General features: G+C 47.3%; 15 protein-coding genes and 4 tRNA genes. 12 read left to right on the top strand and 7 right to left on the bottom strand.

Features of this window, described 5'->3' with window-relative positions; genetic code table 11:
- Positions 1-129: 129 nt before the first annotated feature.
- Positions 130-205, bottom strand: a tRNA-Thr gene (locus A2273_09955).
- Between the two features lie 600 nt (positions 206-805).
- On the opposite strand from A2273_09955, the gene A2273_09950 reads away from it, so the two are divergent.
- A complete protein-coding gene (locus A2273_09950) occupies positions 806-1,702 on the top strand; it encodes a hypothetical protein (GenBank protein ID OGF06099.1) in 897 nt (298 codons plus the stop codon).
- A 257-nt stretch (positions 1,703-1,959) separates the two neighbouring features.
- Positions 1,960-2,385 carry a hypothetical protein gene (locus A2273_09945; protein ID OGF06097.1) on the top strand — a complete coding sequence of 142 codons (426 nt, stop codon included), beginning with the start codon at positions 1,960-1,962 and terminating at the stop codon, positions 2,383-2,385.
- A 67-nt stretch (positions 2,386-2,452) separates the two neighbouring features.
- On the opposite strand, the gene A2273_09940 is transcribed toward A2273_09945, so the two are convergent.
- Positions 2,453-2,773, bottom strand: coding sequence for a hypothetical protein (locus tag A2273_09940; GenBank protein ID OGF06096.1), 321 nt, complete (start codon positions 2,771-2,773; stop codon positions 2,453-2,455).
- 140 nt (positions 2,774-2,913) lie between these two features.
- On the opposite strand from A2273_09940, the gene A2273_09935 reads away from it, so the two are divergent.
- The 9 genes from A2273_09935 to A2273_09895 all read left to right on the top strand — a co-directional run bounded on the left by A2273_09935 (position 2,914) and on the right by A2273_09895 (position 11,353).
- Entirely contained in the window at positions 2,914-3,180 is a 267-nt protein-coding gene (locus A2273_09935; protein OGF06095.1) for a hypothetical protein, read from the top strand.
- A 43-nt stretch (positions 3,181-3,223) separates the two neighbouring features.
- A complete protein-coding gene (locus A2273_09930; protein ID OGF06094.1) occupies positions 3,224-3,571 on the top strand; it encodes a hypothetical protein in 348 nt (115 codons plus the stop codon).
- A gap of 391 nt (positions 3,572-3,962) precedes the next feature.
- Positions 3,963-4,232: a hypothetical protein gene (locus tag A2273_09925; GenBank protein ID OGF06093.1), complete on the top strand. Its 270-nt coding sequence runs from the start codon at positions 3,963-3,965 to the stop codon at positions 4,230-4,232.
- Complete coding sequence (locus A2273_09920) at positions 4,229-4,969, top strand: hypothetical protein (GenBank protein ID OGF06092.1); 741 nt, start codon at positions 4,229-4,231, stop codon at positions 4,967-4,969. Before A2273_09925 ends, A2273_09920 begins: the two co-directional genes overlap by 4 nt.
- Before the next feature lie 312 nt (positions 4,970-5,281).
- Positions 5,282-5,746 carry a hypothetical protein gene (locus tag A2273_09915; GenBank protein OGF06091.1) on the top strand — a complete coding sequence of 155 codons (465 nt, stop codon included), beginning with the start codon at positions 5,282-5,284 and terminating at the stop codon, positions 5,744-5,746.
- Between the two features lie 424 nt (positions 5,747-6,170).
- Positions 6,171-6,992, top strand: a complete 822-nt coding sequence (locus A2273_09910) for a hypothetical protein (protein OGF06090.1) — start codon at positions 6,171-6,173, stop codon at positions 6,990-6,992.
- A 375-nt stretch (positions 6,993-7,367) separates the two neighbouring features.
- Entirely contained in the window at positions 7,368-8,159 is a 792-nt protein-coding gene (locus A2273_09905; GenBank protein OGF06089.1) for a hypothetical protein, read from the top strand.
- Between the two features lie 513 nt (positions 8,160-8,672).
- On the top strand, positions 8,673-9,701 hold the full coding sequence (locus A2273_09900; protein OGF06088.1) for a hypothetical protein: 1,029 nt from the start codon (positions 8,673-8,675) through the stop codon (positions 9,699-9,701).
- Between the two features lie 95 nt (positions 9,702-9,796).
- The gene (locus A2273_09895; GenBank protein OGF06087.1) at positions 9,797-11,353 is read left to right on the top strand and encodes a hypothetical protein; all 1,557 of its coding nucleotides are present in this window, start codon (positions 9,797-9,799) and stop codon (positions 11,351-11,353) included.
- Here A2273_09895 and A2273_09890 read toward each other — a convergent pair.
- From A2273_09890 to A2273_09870, 5 genes are all read right to left on the bottom strand, one after another.
- A tRNA-Gly gene (locus tag A2273_09890) sits at positions 11,342-11,416 on the bottom strand. The genes A2273_09895 and A2273_09890 overlap by 12 nt on opposite strands.
- A gap of 82 nt (positions 11,417-11,498) precedes the next feature.
- A tRNA-Tyr gene (locus A2273_09885) sits at positions 11,499-11,583 on the bottom strand.
- Positions 11,584-11,694: 111 nt separating this feature from the next.
- A tRNA-Thr gene (locus A2273_09880) sits at positions 11,695-11,770 on the bottom strand.
- Between the two features lie 219 nt (positions 11,771-11,989).
- The gene (locus A2273_09875) at positions 11,990-13,318 is read right to left on the bottom strand and encodes a hypothetical protein (protein ID OGF06086.1); all 1,329 of its coding nucleotides are present in this window, start codon (positions 13,316-13,318) and stop codon (positions 11,990-11,992) included.
- Between the two features lie 8 nt (positions 13,319-13,326).
- Complete coding sequence (locus tag A2273_09870; protein OGF06085.1) at positions 13,327-14,595, bottom strand: asparagine synthetase B; 1,269 nt, start codon at positions 14,593-14,595, stop codon at positions 13,327-13,329.
- Positions 14,596-14,772: 177 nt separating this feature from the next.
- Between A2273_09870 and A2273_09865 the strand changes: the two genes are divergently transcribed.
- Entirely contained in the window at positions 14,773-15,081 is a 309-nt protein-coding gene (locus A2273_09865; GenBank protein OGF06084.1) for a hypothetical protein, read from the top strand.
- Positions 15,082-15,189 lie beyond the last annotated feature (108 nt).

The raw sequence follows: 15,189 nt of genomic DNA, 5'->3' as shown, positions 1-15,189 counted from the left end.
CGTCTTGCCGTGGTCAACGTGACCGATCGTCCCGATATTTACGTGCGGCTTGGTTCGCTCGAATTTTGCTTTGGCCATGGCGCTTCTCCTTATAAAAGGATTTATTCTTTAAGAATTCATATTTTCAAATGGAGCCCACCACCAGAATTGAACTGGTGACCTCGTCCTTACCAAGGACGCGCTCTACCGACTGAGCTAGGTGGGCGTTGGTTTCAAGAGGAAAAAACAATAAACCCCTATCCCCCCAAGTCACCACTACTTTGGGCGGCAGAGTCTGTTTTTTCGGAAGAATTGTAATTATATCAAATTTTCAGGATTTGTCAACTATATTTTGTCAAAACTGAGATATATTTTATCCGCTGGGCCCCGGATCGGTTTTTTGTCAAAGGCTCATATTTTCATGAGGCAGCTTGTTATAATGCAAACGACCTCCCCAGCATAGACTTACAGACAAAACGCTGAAAAATACAGCGGGTGAACGGAATCTCCGCCTATGTCTTCAGAACAGGCATAATATGCGGCGGATCCGCCGCCGCCCTGCTACAAAGTTGAGCACCAGGCGGGGAACCGTCATCCTAGCTCCGGATGCGACGGTTCGGGCAATAAAATGGAGCTCCCAAGTCCAGGAAGATAGAAATATTTTGAAAGGAGCCATATGGTTATTATATAAGGAAAGGCATACGCCTGTCAAGAGGACTGAATAATTAAGGTGTCCCAGAATCTGGGTCTAAACCCACGTATTATAGAGCTGCCCATACCGGGTAGCTTTTTTCTATTAACCTATATTAAGGAGGACCAACACATGATCACCAGAACCAAACCACACAAACCCGATGTCGCCCAGATAGTAACCGATCAGATACTGGAAGCGATGGAGAAGGGAGTCATACCCTGGCAGAAGCCTTGGAAGAGCCATCTGCCGATGAATATGGTGTCCAAGCATCAATACCACGGCATCAATTTACTTATCCTATCCTTATCGGAACATGCCAGCCCTTTTTATGCGACCTTTAACCAGATAACGGAATTGGGCGGACAAGTTAAGCCAGGATCGAGGGCATTCCGGATCGTTTACTGGCGTCTACTGGAACATATCAATTCACAATCAGGGGAGGTAACCGAGGTGCCGTTGATGAGGTATTACTGTGTTTTCAACTTGGAGCAGACTACAGGTATCCCGGCAGAGAAGATACCCCAGATAGGACAGGAGATAAACCCGATAGAGGCTTGCGAAGAGGTATTTAAAAACATGCCTAATAAGCCAGGGGTGATAGGGTCCAGGGAGGCTTATTATGACCGGGTAGAGGATGTGATTGGAATGCCAGCCAGGGAATGGTTCGACAGTCCGGAAGAGTATTATTCTACCCTTTGGCATGAGGCTGTCCATTCCACAGGCCACCAGAAAAGGCTGGACAGGAACAATACTTACGAGAAGGCAGGATTTAATGCCGCTTACAGCAACGAGGAGTTGATAGCTGAGCTTGGATCATCTTTTCTATGCGCTTATGCTGGAATAGCGCCAATGACCATCAGGAAACAGGCCGCGTATTGCGCCCATTGGCTGAAAAGACTTCAGGGAGACAAAAAGCTGATCATTTATGCGGCATCGGCGGCACAGAAAGCGGCCAACTACATCAGGCACGAACCAGGGGAAATCAACTACAACAATTGCCTTTGGTTGGGCGACTACTTTAACTTATAAGGAGGGAATTATGCACGTATCAGCCATCACGCTTAAGAGAGAGCGTAAAAAGTATACCCCCACCGTGGAGGTAAGGGCCGAGTGTCCGCTTTGTGGGCATTCTTGTATTCTGGTCTTTACGGGAGGCGAGAAAGAGTTCCATTGCCCGGATAAATACTGTCCCAACTGTAAGGATCGCCATGAAGAATAAACAGCATAATTAAAGAGCCATTCCAATAACGGAGTGGCTCTTTTTTTGTGTCCAAAAAGGAGGAAATATGAAACGCTACAAATCTACTGAATTGGAGCTTATCAAGGTATCCGAGGCTATCACCAAATTCCCTGTGTCCAGCCCACAATCTGTCTTTCAGTACATGAAAGCCGAAGCGATGGCAGATAGAGAGATATTTTGGGTTTTGCACCTGAACACCAAGAACAAAGTGGTGAAGAAGGAAATGACGGCTATGGGATGTATAGATAGCTGCCGGGTAGTTCCTGGCATAGTACTACGGGGAGCAGTGGCATCAGGAGTGCCGAGCATAATTTCCGTTCACAATCACCCAAGCGGAGAAATTAACCCATCATCAGAGGACCGGCAGCTTTGGGACACTTTACGGGACGTTTGCAAGATGCTGGGTATCCGGGTCATGGATAATATGGTGATAGGGGCCAATGGGTATTATTCCGAGGAAGAGAGCAAGTAGTTAAATCGGCCAGGATGGTGGTGTAGGGGGAATGAACGCTGGGGCACTAAAAAACCCGTGATCGTTATCACAGGTTTTTGGGGGTCTTTTTCTTAAGTGTTTTTATAGTTGTCAGCAATTGTTTGTATTCTTCTGATGTAAGTTCTATGGTCTTTTGCTTTTCTAGTACCGGTGCTGGGAGGTCCGTTGAGAAAAGGTCCTTGAGTTTGACCTTCAGACAGCCAGCTATCTTATTAAGGGTGTCTACCGTAGGCGCGCGTTTCCCAGATTCTATCATATGGATGTAATTCAGGCTCAATCCGGCGCTTTCTGCCAGTCGTTCTTGGGTGTATCCGGCCTTTTTACGGATGGCTTTGACTTGTTTGCCTATTTGTTGGTATATTTCCATATTCCCCCTTTTTATGAATATTACCATTTTAACGTGGGGAATAAAAACCAACCAATAGTATTTATAATATATATTGACTATTGGATATACATTTGCTATTATACAAAATGTGTAGCACCATCCAATCTTAGGGTTGTTATATGATAGAAATATTGTTTCTAGCGTTGGTCATATGGTGGGTAGCCCGTTTTACTGTTAAGTTCCTTCGTGGCATAGGCGAAGCTATTGGGGATATGCAAAAGAACAAATATCTGCTACCGAAAGGGGATCCACCGAAACCGCCTCCGCCTATCAGGAATTATAGGCCCGTCGAAACTGAATGCCCTAAATACCAATATAATGATTATCTTCGAGACCAGGGCATGAGTGAGCAGGATATCGAAGATTACTGGGATTCTAAAGAATAATATTTAAATAACAATTAATTTATATTATTATTTAGGAGGCAATATGGCAGACCAAGTTCAATTTGATTTTATTTGTGTTGATTCGGACACTAATCAACAGCATGTATTGTACTCAGGTACTATTAACAAGGGATTGATGGGGGGATTTACTACGGCTGGTGAATTTTCTGCTTCTTATCGGATGGGCAGGTATTATATACTGTTGGATAGGCAATATACTAAAGAATTAAGGATTGACCATTCCTCGTCAGGAGCAGATTTAACTTATAAGTATGAAGATGTCAGAGATTTTCTGGGTTTTATGGGGAAAGTCGCTTTAGCGGTTAAACTTGAAATAGATGGGGCTGGCAAAAGACAAACGTGTGAATATCATTATAAAATTCAGATGTAATATAATTTGTTTTAAATGATTATCTCACTCATCTTGTATTTGAATAATTTGTGCTTTTATTTGTACGGGTATGGCAAGAGACAGTAAAAGAAACCCCGTGGTTGGTTTTTTCGCCGGTTTATTTTTTGGTGTGTTTGCTGTGGCTTATTATTTTATAACCAAACCCAAGTAATAACACCAATTAACGGGAGAAAGTGAATATGAAATTAGTCGGATTAATATTTGGACTTATTTTTACATTGGTTATTGCACCATTAACTTTCGGTGCGAGTTTGGTTATTTCTGTGATGCTAATTGTCCGATACATTGAAGATAAAAAATCAGAATAGCTTTATGGCTTTTCGTTATTAAAAGGTATCCCCAGCCCTGCCGCCTGCCTTTGCCCTATAGAATGATGGCTACGGCATCCGGGCCAGCCCGCCTCCTGCCGAACCTTCCTGAGGATAAGGATGTTACTGATTATTGGGATTCTAAAGAATACTTGAAGGGAATACAATGCAACATACTAATGATGTTTATTCGGAAGATGGTGAGCTTCTCAATCGGTATGGAGATGAGGGGCAATATTGCTCGGAAGGTGAGGATGACGAAAAAAATGATTCGCAAGAATTTTCTTCTCCATCAGAAATTTCAGATGAGCTTACGCCATTCTCTGAGATGATACTTCAAGGTGGTGATATAAATCTAAAAGATCAAAAAGGCCATACCCCTTTATTCCGTCTGATTCGGCTTCTGGAGCATTGGCGTGGTGATCGGCGACAATATATCGAAATCTTAAAGTCGTTGATATCTTGTGGTGCTTCTGTAAACTGTGTTGGCGGTTCAGGTTGGTATAGTGAAGATGGCAGAGCAATAATGGAGGGCTATACACCGTTATGGCTCTTGGTTGTTTATCCTTGCAGGGATGAATTATCTGATATGAAAATGGAGGTTGCAAAAATATTGCTTGGTGCAGGGGCCGATATCAATACCAGATTATATGACAATTCTTCCCTGTTGGCTTACGCCGTGAATCAACGAGATATCGAATTTGCACAGCTTTTAATTATATATGGAGCAGACCCTAACGAAGTTGTTAAAGGGAGAAAGTTATCTGAAATAATCGGTAGTAGAAATGAAGAAATAAGAAAAGCGCAAAAACTTACTGATGAGGCATTTGATCTGATTCAGAATGGTCACTATTCTACCGCAGGCAGAGTGTTGCGGGAAGCAGCGCAGTATGAAACGGTATTGGTAAAAGAAATGTTTGATCGCATACAAAATGATTATGATAGCAAAATCGAATATGCTGTTAGATTTATGGAATATCATAGAGATAATCAGCATCAGGGTATTTCTTTTAAGACTGGTTTTGAATGGACCGTGAAATCTCTACTATATCATACATTTTTTAAATGAATGTGGCCGCAGCAAACGAGCCATCCCATCCCATAGGGCCCATCTCTGGCAACCCCGCTGAGATCGGTTTTATTTAACGCCGGACAACTTCACTTTATCCTATTTGGTGGGCACGGTCCCATTGTTTTATGCTTCCATGCCCTATTCTTTACCGCTTGGCTCAATAAGGTATCCCCAGCCCTGCCGTCTGCCTCTGCCCTAAATAATGATGGCTACGGCATCCGGGCCAGCCCGTTATGAAATAATCTTCAGTGATGGTCATTAATAACTAATATCGCAATCCATCAATAACTCAATTAGAAAGGAACTCACATGAGACCTGTTCTTGTATTTGTAGCAATTCTGGTCATTGCTATGTCCGCTACTGCTGGTTCCATTGGAATTCAGGCTGGCTCAGTAACCAGCTTTCCTGGCTGCCTTGCTTGGTCGTTAACTTGGGGTTCCAACGCTCTTGGCATCTCTGGCTTTGTGACCGCAACCAAAGATGTTGACAATAACCAAGATTGGAAAACTTTCGGAGAATTAGGATTCCGCCACTACAAGCCCGGCGCATTTTTATACCCGTTTTATGGTGCCGCGATTGCCGTCGATAAAGCTAAAAATGTGCGGATGAAGTATATCCCAAGTGCCATCTTTGGTATGGCACACGACTTAAGAAAAGACCTGAGACTAGAATTAGAAACCCGACCTTTGACTGCTACACAGCAAGCTGGAAATACCCAAGTAGATATTTCTATTATGCCGTCGGTACTCATCGGTTTGACCTACGTTTTCTAAATCAAGCCACAGCCCTACCGTCTGCTTTCGCCCTATTTAAGGATGGCTACAGCAGCCTTGCCAGACCTTCCCCTGCCGAGCCTTCCCGTCTCTGGACTCTCCCATCCTGGCAACCCCATCCAAATAATGAATCCCAAAGAGGGAAGGCTGCTCTGGCGCAATTACAACTGAGCGCCTAAGGGGAAGGGTTCTGCCGAGACCGACCCGTCTCGTCCCTTTCAGGGGCTGCACTTCGTGCTACGGACTGTGGTCTATCTGATACGACCGTTGTTTTAACAGCAACGGTCTTTTGTATTTGCCGACACATATAACTTGACAGCTATATGTGGTTGTTAGAGACATTATTTTGCTTGATTTTGTTGGACTTTGGTAGTATTCTTAACACCTCGCACCCACAGAGAATAACGTTAGATTGGAGATTATGATGCCGCAAAAGCCGCAAGCCAACTCCTACAATTATAATGATCCTGATCCATACCTGCGATTTGATGGCCCTGTTTATGATATAACGCCCAGGGAATTCATACCACTCATCGACACGATACGAAGGATGAGGGAATGGCAAGCTCTGGGTTTTTCACCAAAGAGGATGGGCAATGGCAATTATAAACCTATAATAAGAAAAGGGTGTTATTATGGTTTTCGGGAAAAGACCCATCTTCATGAAATCGAAACAGAAGCTGTCGCAAGCGGGAAAAAGGTTACTCGAGAGCCGGGTGCTGTATTCTCTTTCCTTTTACAAGGCTGCACGTATGATGACTTCCTTCCACTACCAGAAAACATAGTCTCATATTGCGAGTGCCGGAAAGCGTTAGGTAAAGATGACCTTGAAACCGCCCTCTATCATATTGAGAGATCATATGAATCTGATCGTGAAAAGACACTTTATGCGATTTTATACTTTGAGGTAAGACTTAAATTGGGCGACAAATCAGCTATACTTGATGAATTTAAATATTTCCAAGATGATATTGATTGTCTCATTCATAGCGGTCGAGTTTATGAGTGGCTTAAGTATTTATCCTCCCAAAAAGACTATGCCGGTCTAAATCATATTATCAAAGAAATAGAAAAACAACTCGATGCACTGATTCAAGGCCAGATTCAGCATCGTCGATACACCCCTCAACGTGTGGAATTCTATGTTCACGAAAAGGAGCAGTTAATAAAAAAGACAGCTTCTTTACGAAAACGTATAGAAGTTGGTTTGGCAAAACAACAAAACACAAAGGTAAACCCGATGTAAGACTTAGCAATACTGTTAACACAGATTACAGTGCCGCTGATTGATATCGTATTATGGAAATCCTAAAAAACCAGAATTTTCTCTTAAGACTATGGTTATATAATGGTAGAAATCGAATTCTTTTCGTGCCTCCGGGGTCTTTACAGGGAAAATGTAAATATCACGAAACAAATATAGGTTACCTGGTCGAAAATACTCCAAATTTGATTAAAAATGCCCCTTTACCTCAGCTTTATACCGAGAGGACATTTGTATAAGCTGTTAATCGTTATGGGGCAACGACATAAGTCATAACACTGCATTGATTTACAGTTTACGCCCTCCCCTGTTTTTACCCCATTATAAGCTAAATGTACACGTTTTGTCGGAGAAAGTATGACCTCTGCAAAAATTCAGCATCCCGAAGAGATTCACGAACGAAGGGAATTGCTTCTACTTTGGGCCATAAGGACGGAGGCTATGTCCCATCCTTTGGCAGATTCTGAATTTCCATCTGCAACCTGGGGTTCGGAGGATATATTTTTTGAGTTCACATTACTGGATGAGGCGAAATATAACTTCACTTTCCAGGATCAACGTGTGGCTCTTATGAAAATGAGTACCGCCGGGACTATTTTTCTCTATAATGATAGCCCTGATATTGATTGGAGAAGATTCATCAAGTACCATTTGATTGTACAGCTAAAGACTCTTGAGGCCCGGTATTCTACTCTGGATGAAAAGTATCCTGGCTGGAATGACCGTCCATTAAATTCAGTGCCTGGTTCTACATCGGTTGTGTCTGATAAGGTTCAGGCTGTTTCATTTTTTGATTTTGATGCTCCATGCAAATATCGGGATCTACGCCAGAATGCTAAGAAAGAACTATGGTATAAAGATGAGTTTAAATTGGATCTTACATTTTTATTGCGTAAGCTTCTTATATATTTGATGGCCAAACCTGGGTATCACCATGCCAATGAGCTTGCATTGTTTTTATATCCTGAAGATGATCCTCAGATTCATATCGATAAAACAACTATCAGTAAGTATGTGTCTAAAATAAATACTGAGGTTTTAGCCGGGTATCCTACAATGTCAATTGTGCATAGGGGCACTAAGCCGTATCTTGAATATCAATTAACTGAAGAACCTTTTAAGACTCGGCGCAAGAAGAAGAAAAAGTAATAAGCCATTCGGTCCAGAGAGCACTCCATAAAGGGGTGCTTTTTTTATTGTCTTAATAATTTTTACAATCATTTTCCTTCACTTTCAGGTTTTATAAGTCCCTACCGTATAACCGTTAATTAAGGATATCTCAAATCTGAACGTAAATATGAATAAATCTGAATAGATCTGAACCGGAGAAATGAAAGGTGATTGGTTTAATCAGCGTATACCAAAAACTCAATTAGAAAGGTTACGCCATGATTCAAACCCTCACCTCCAATGAATGCCGGTCTGGTAATAATGCTGGACCGGGTTCCTCAAAACTGGTCCCTGAATCGGCAGTGCTTAAGGTACAACAGCACTGCTTGGACCAGGGCATCAAAATCAGCTATGAAGATGCCCTAAAGGATCTGATCGGGGCCGTTAATCTGGTCAGGCTGGTACTGAGTTCAGCTAGCTCCCTATCCCCCGCCTTAGCTAAGAGTGTCCCAGAATCTGGGTCAATACCCACGTATTATAGGGGGAACAGCCATGCTTGATACTATCACGCTCCGGCTGCAAACCCCGCCAATTATCCGGTCTAAAAATAACCGGGTTAAGCTGGCACCGGCCGCCCTTAAGCAAGGCTGGCCTACAGGAAGAAACGTATTAATCCGATATACACGGGGCCGCCCCAGGCGTGTTAGCAGCGTCTCAATAGAGAACGACCGCTATCACATTGAAGTGTACACGAACTTCGGCTTCATTTATATCAGGTTCAGCGTAGCCCGAGTGATGACCCTTGGCGCGAGCAATTTTCACCCGGTGTCGTGGGATGGCGCCGAGGCCGTCTTCGATTTCGTACAGGAGCACCTTCACCTGGAACACGGGTTTATTGCCGATATCCGCGGTGCCGTCGTGGCTCGAATCGACATATTTGGCAATGCTGAAACCAGGTTCAGCTTCAGCGTGTACCGCCCTCTGTTTGACCTGCTTAGGTTCCGGTTTCGCAAGGGCGTCGGTTTTGAGACCACCGATCTAAGGTACAACGATGAGCGGGCCAGCGTTATTTATGACAAGCACATCCAACAACAGACCCAAAGCCTTCGGGCACTGATCCGCAGAAATACCCTCCGCTGGGAGTTGCGGTATATGAATGCCCGCACAATCCAACAACGGCTGGACATCATCACTGTCGATAATCTTCTGGAAAAATGGGCGGCTGTCCGCAAGCACTACTATGACCAGATAAGTTGGGCGCTACGCCTTGATCGCCGACTGCCAGGTGATAGTTATGCCGAAGATTATGTCGAAATGCTCAGCCAGATGCGCCAAGAACTCGGAGGCACAAAAGCCTTCTTCCAACTGATAGAAGCACTCGGGACGCGTGAACTCCTAGGGGTTTTCAATTCCTCCGAGGCTGTTCGTGAGGTTCTGCAACAGGCTGGTTTCGACAAGCGGAAACAAATCCCCTGGATCATGGACAAAGTGGCGGAATTCCGCTCTGTCCGCCTCCCTACTGAGGCTGTCAGCATCAACGATCTACGCGAGGAACTATACACCAGCATCAGGACTGAATAACCGAAAAGGGCTGTGCTAAATTGCAGCCGCAGCCCTTTTCTTTATCTTGATTCCGCAACTAAAAACCAATATAATAACCTAATAAGGAGGTCCAAATGAATAACCTAAAATACTTCATCTATGGGCGTAAAAGCACGGACGATTCCGGCCGTCAGGTGGCATCCATTGCCGCACAATTGGAGGAATTACGCCGGATTGCCGCCCATGACAACTTTGAGATCATTGAGGAAATAACCGAGTCGCAGTCGGCTAAACAGCCGGGGCGCCCCCTCTTTAACCGGATGCTGCATGAGATAGCTGCCGGCAAAGCGCAGGGTATCTTGACCTGGAAGATCGACCGCCTTGCCAGGAATCCTATAGATGAGGGTCAAATCAAGTGGATGCTGCAAGAAGGCAAAATCAAGCACATCCGAACGTCGGAACGTGACTTCTATCCCGGAGATAATGTCGTCGTGCTCGGGGTCGATTTCGCAGTGGCTACCCAGTATATTATTGATCTGAAATCGAACGTTAAACGCGGCATGAAGCACAAGGTCGAAAGAGGTTGGTTGCCCGGCCTGGCCCCTATGGGGTATATCAATCGCCAAATTAGAAAAGGCGAGCACGATATCGTCCCCGATCCCGACCGTTTTGACCTGGTTAAACGGCTGTGGCATGACTTGATCTATCACCACCATCCTCTGAGCAAGGTCTATGAAACGGCCATGAATGAAATGGCCTTGCGGTCCCGCTCCGGCAAGAAGCTAAGCATGTCGCAGTTTTATAAGATGTTCGAAAACCCCTTCTACTACGGGTACTTCAGGTTTAACAAACAGGTTCATAAGGGCAACCATCCGGCGATGATATCCCGGCAGGAGTTCGATATTGCCCAGGAGATCCTTCATCACCGCCACCACCCGCGCCAAAAGGTCCATAATTTTGCTTTTACCGGCCTATTGCGATGTGGCGAATGCGGCTCTATGTTCACTGCCGAGGAAAAGGTCAAGACCAATAGGAAAGGTGAGGTCAGGCATTATACCTACTATCGCTGTACACGATCCCAAAACAAGGCTTGCAGGGCCCGGCCTATCAATGAAAAGGAGCTTGACAAGCAGATTGAATCTCTATTGGCTCATATCGAAATAAGCCCTGGTATGCGGGAAGCGATCTTGGAAGTTCTCAGCAAAGAGTCTACCGGTCAAAGGCAGTATTTTGAACAGCAGATGAAAACCCGGCAAAAGGAGTTTGATAAGTGTGTGAACAGCCTTAACCGTCTTCTTCGGATGAATATTAGAGGGGAAATATCGGAAGAAGAGTACAACCCGCTTCGCAAGGAACTTCAGGAGGAGAAAGCAACGCTACTTGACCTCCTACAGGATACCAGCCAGCAGGTAGACGGCTGTTTTGAGAAAATGGATGCCTTATTGACATTCGCGTCCTCAGCAAGGGGCATGTATCCCAATGCGGATTCAGACTTCAAGAAGCAGGTACTCCTTTCGCTTGGTCAGAACCTAACAATAAAAAACGGAACTCTTTGTCTGTCAAAGAATTCCGTTCTATTTGGCGTAAGCGATTTTTCGATTGAGGAAAAACTACGAAAACGTCCAATCGAACCGGTTAAGTTATTGAAAAATCAGCAGCTTACGCAAAAAGTGAAAAAATGGAGCGGGTGAACGGAATCGAACCGTCGTATCCTGCTTGGAAGGCAGGAGCACTAACCGTTGTGCTACACCCGCTCGGAAAACTTATCCGCCGATATTTTGACCCCACCTTGATTCCTCCCCTTGATCTGGGGGAGGGTCGGGAGGGGTCAAGTAGTGGTGGTGAGGGGAGGATTCGAACCTCCGAAGGCTTAGCCGACAGATTTACAGTCTGTTCCCTTTGGCCACTCGGGAACCTCACCACGTTTATTATATTTACTTCCGGTCCTCTCGGTACTGGCCGGTCGTCGATTCGCATAAAAGCATATCGAGACGCCGGCCAACTCGAGCCCCGTTGCTGAAACTTATCTTTATGGAGCCACCGAAGGGACTTGAACCCCCGACCAGCGGTTTACAAAACCGCTGCTCTACCAGCTGAGCTACGGTGGCCCTTCGGGTTCCTAAAAGAGTACGTAATTATAACCAAAATTATTTATTAAGTCAATATAAAATTAAACCGTCGAATCTTTGATTCAGTATGGTCTTCAAATATTTTCGTTTGACAATAGGCATTTATGTTTTCAATTGCTTCTTCTTGGCCGCCGGGAACAATATTGCTCACTATCAGCCCATACCTCGACGAGCTGCATCACAGCCGCGGGTCCGGCTTCAGGCATTCCGCTTGGCCGGCCCGGCTAGGGCCTCCAGTTCCCTTTCCGCCTCCTGGGCCGGCGACTCCAGTGCCATCTTACGGAACAGGTCCCTGGCTTGGGACAGCTGATCGGCCGCCTCCCGGTGCAGGCCCTTTCCTGCCAGGATATGCCCGTATGCCATCCTCATCTGGGCGGCGTCGTATTCATTCTGCATGCCCTGATAGATGCCCAGCGCCTTCAGGTACCTTTCCGAGGCCTGTTCCAGCGATCCTTTTTCCGCGAAAAACTTCCCGTAGGTTTCATGGCATTTGGCCTCATCAGCCGCCGATCCCATTTCGACCGCCAGGGCAAATCCCGCCTCCAGCAGGCCCTCTGTCCCGCCAAATTCGCCCAGGGCGATTTGGGCGGCAGCCAGGGAGCAAATGGTCACGCAGCGGTCCAGCTTGTGCCCCATCTCCTCCTGGATCCTCAGGGATTCCCGAAAGATATCCAGCGCTAGGCGGTGATCGCCCCGCTGGGCGTGAATGCCCCCGATGATGTTCAAACAGCCCACCTGGCCCGCCCGTTCCCCGATCTCGCGGCGGATAGCCAGCGATCTTTTGGCATATTCCAGCGCTCTGTTCAGCTCCTGTTTCAGCTGATGAATATTGCTGAGGTTAAGGTACCCCGCCGCCAGTCCCGCCCGGTCCCCGATTTCGGCCCGGATTTCTTGGGCCCGCATAGTGCATTCCAGGGATTTCTCCAGCTCGCCACGATAGTAGAAAATATTGTCTATGCTGTGCAGGCTCTTGGCCTGCCCTAGTTTATCCCCACTCTCCTCCCGGATGGCCAGAGATCTTTGATAATGGTCCAAGGCTGCGTCATAATCACCCTGCCCATAGAAGATGTTGCCGATGCTGACCAGACAGGCCGCCTCGCCTTGCCGGCTTTTAATTTCTCGATATATGCATAGCGCACCCTGGAAGCATTCCATAGCCCTGGCGTATTCTCCTTGCCCGGCATGGACGTTACCCAGGTTGACATGGCTCTCGGCCAGCCCTCCTTGGTCGCCCGCCTCCCGACGGATGTCCGCGGCCTGCTGGAAGCTCTTCAATGCCAGATCGTAATCACCTAAACGGAAATAGGCCTGCCCGATGTTGTGCCGTCCGTGGGCCCTGAGCCGGTCATCTCCTAAAACTCCGGCGATAACCTCCAAACGGCGCGACATCTCCATCAGCCGGCGGTAATCACCAATCAGATAGAGCACCACCATATAGCCTCGGTGCAGGGCGCAGTAGACCGACACCGGGTCGCCGAAGCGAGTGGGCTGGACGCCGGGCAAGTGGGTGGCTCTTTTGTCGTTCAACTAGCCTCTCAGGTCTTCAACGGTTTCTTCTTGGCCGCCGGGAACAGGATATTATTAAGGATCAGCCGATACCCCGGCGAGTTGCGGTACAGCCGCAGATCGGTCTTGGGATCCCCCACGAAATGCTGGAAATCCTCGGGATCGTGCCCTCCAAAATAGGCAAAGCTGCCCTTGCCGTATATCCCGTGCAGGTATTTCATTTCGTCGGTGCCGGACACCTCGGCCAGCAGGACTATCCCCTTTTTTATCCTGTCCCGGCGGAACCCGGTATCCTGCCCCAAAAATTCGCCGACCAGCGCCACGTGGTTCTGCACCAGCATGCATGACACCGGATCGTACTTGGCCGAAAAATCGAACATGGTGAAATATGTGTCCTTCCCCCGGGACAGGGCGTCGGTGCCAACATCTATGTCGGAATGTTCGTACACCAGGGGATTGGTGATGACGTTGAAGTCTCTGAAGGCCAGGGTCTGGGTAAAATCCAGCTTGGCCTGCCAGCCCGGATCGGCCGGGTCTCCGTCGAACTCTTTAGGCACGATATCGGTTCCGGAGGCTGACAGGGCGATATCCAGAGTGGCCGGAGCCGAGCACATGGCGAACAGGAAGCCCCCGTCGTATAGGTACTGCCGCAGTTTCTGGGCCACCGCTAATTTCATCTGGGAGACCTTTGGGTAGCCCAGCTTTCCGGCCAGCCGGGTGTTGGCCCGGACATCGTTCTGGTACCAGTCGGTGTTGCGGTAGCTGGAATAGAACTTGCCGTACTGCCCGGTGAAATCCTCGTGGTGCAGGTGCAGCCAGTCATACTGCGCCAGAGTACCGGACAGCACCTCCTCGTCCCATAGGGTAGTATAGGGCACCTGGGCGTAGTCCAAGGCCAGGCGAACGGCATCGTCCCAGGGATCGTGGGTCAGCGGAACATAGACAGCCAGCCGGGGCGCCTTCTCCAGTTCTATCCGCTCCATGTTCCCGGATTCGATCTGGCGATATATCTCCGAGGTTTGATTGTCCGAGATAACACCGTAGCTGACGCCGGAGATCTTGCACAGCTCGGCCGTTGCCTGGTTCTCGGAGGTCATAAATGAACCGCCCCGGTAGTTTAGCAGCCATTCCACCTTGATGCCGTTCTGCAGGCAGCGGTACACCACCCCATAGGCCCGCAGGTGGTCCGCCTGCGTAAGGTCCATGGGAATGAGGATATTGGCGGCAGAGGGTTGCCAGGCGGATGATATTGCCACCGCCAGGAAGAATAGTGCTGAAATGAATTGTTTTTTAAGCATTGATTTTAAATATTTATTGTGCCTGGGTGCCTGGGGCAAATCTGCTGGATTCTCAACTTCAGTGGGGCGTTGTTAAGTTTAATTGCATTTATATGATTTGTCAATTGAATTATGGGACACTTTGCTATTGAAATTCTGTCCGTTAAGTGATATCCTAACGGTGGAGGAGAAAAAATCATGCGACGCTGTGAAAAATGCCGAAGGGCCCTGCCCCAGGGCAGCATATATTACCGCCTGAACATCTCCCTGCTGCAGGGGTTCGACGGGGTGCTTGATCAGGCCGCTGGCACCAGCATCAAGGACCTCATCGCCCGGATAAACGAACAGACCGCCGGGGTGCCGGAATCCTTGCTGGAGGAGGAAGTGCACCGCGAATTCAGCTTCATATTATGCAGCCGCTGCAAGGAAAAATACTGCGCCAATCCCCTGGACCTGCCTCTCAACGGTAGCAGCATCCCCAAAAAACTCTCCGATCTGCAGGAATAGATCGCCCGATTTTGATGATTGCTCCCAAAGTTCGCCAGCCTGAATATTGCCCGTAGCCGGCCAGCGAAGGATCTTGGGGAGTCTCCGCCGCAGATGTTTCGTCGGTCA

This window comes from Candidatus Edwardsbacteria bacterium RifOxyA12_full_54_48 (genome assembly GCA_001777915.1).
In the GTDB taxonomy this organism is placed as follows: domain Bacteria; phylum Edwardsbacteria; class AC1; order AC1; family EtOH8; genus UBA2226.
The sequence above is the reverse complement of the archived record's forward strand: the minus strand, read 5'-3'. Positions and strand labels throughout refer to the sequence as shown.

Excerpts from the sequence above, each read along its gene's own strand:
- A2273_09935 (OGF06095.1), top strand. The coding sequence starts at position 2,914 with ATGATAGAAATATTGTTTCTAGCGTTGGTCATATGGTGGGTAGCCCGT.
- A2273_09905 (OGF06089.1), top strand. The coding sequence starts at position 7,368 with ATGACCTCTGCAAAAATTCAGCATCCCGAAGAGATTCACGAACGAAGG.
- A2273_09870 (OGF06085.1), bottom strand. The coding sequence starts at position 14,595 with ATGCTTAAAAAACAATTCATTTCAGCACTATTCTTCCTGGCGGTGGCA.
- A2273_09910 (OGF06090.1), top strand. The coding sequence starts at position 6,171 with ATGCCGCAAAAGCCGCAAGCCAACTCCTACAATTATAATGATCCTGAT.
- A2273_09930 (OGF06094.1), top strand. The coding sequence starts at position 3,224 with ATGGCAGACCAAGTTCAATTTGATTTTATTTGTGTTGATTCGGACACT.
- A2273_09895 (OGF06087.1), top strand. The coding sequence starts at position 9,797 with ATGAATAACCTAAAATACTTCATCTATGGGCGTAAAAGCACGGACGAT.
- A2273_09865 (OGF06084.1), top strand. The coding sequence starts at position 14,773 with ATGCGACGCTGTGAAAAATGCCGAAGGGCCCTGCCCCAGGGCAGCATA.
- A2273_09920 (OGF06092.1), top strand. The coding sequence starts at position 4,229 with ATGATACTTCAAGGTGGTGATATAAATCTAAAAGATCAAAAAGGCCAT.
- A2273_09900 (OGF06088.1), top strand. The coding sequence starts at position 8,673 with ATGCTTGATACTATCACGCTCCGGCTGCAAACCCCGCCAATTATCCGG.
- A2273_09940 (OGF06096.1), bottom strand. The coding sequence starts at position 2,773 with ATGGAAATATACCAACAAATAGGCAAACAAGTCAAAGCCATCCGTAAA.
- A2273_09945 (OGF06097.1), top strand. The coding sequence starts at position 1,960 with ATGAAACGCTACAAATCTACTGAATTGGAGCTTATCAAGGTATCCGAG.
- A2273_09925 (OGF06093.1), top strand. The coding sequence starts at position 3,963 with ATGATGGCTACGGCATCCGGGCCAGCCCGCCTCCTGCCGAACCTTCCT.
- A2273_09915 (OGF06091.1), top strand. The coding sequence starts at position 5,282 with ATGAGACCTGTTCTTGTATTTGTAGCAATTCTGGTCATTGCTATGTCC.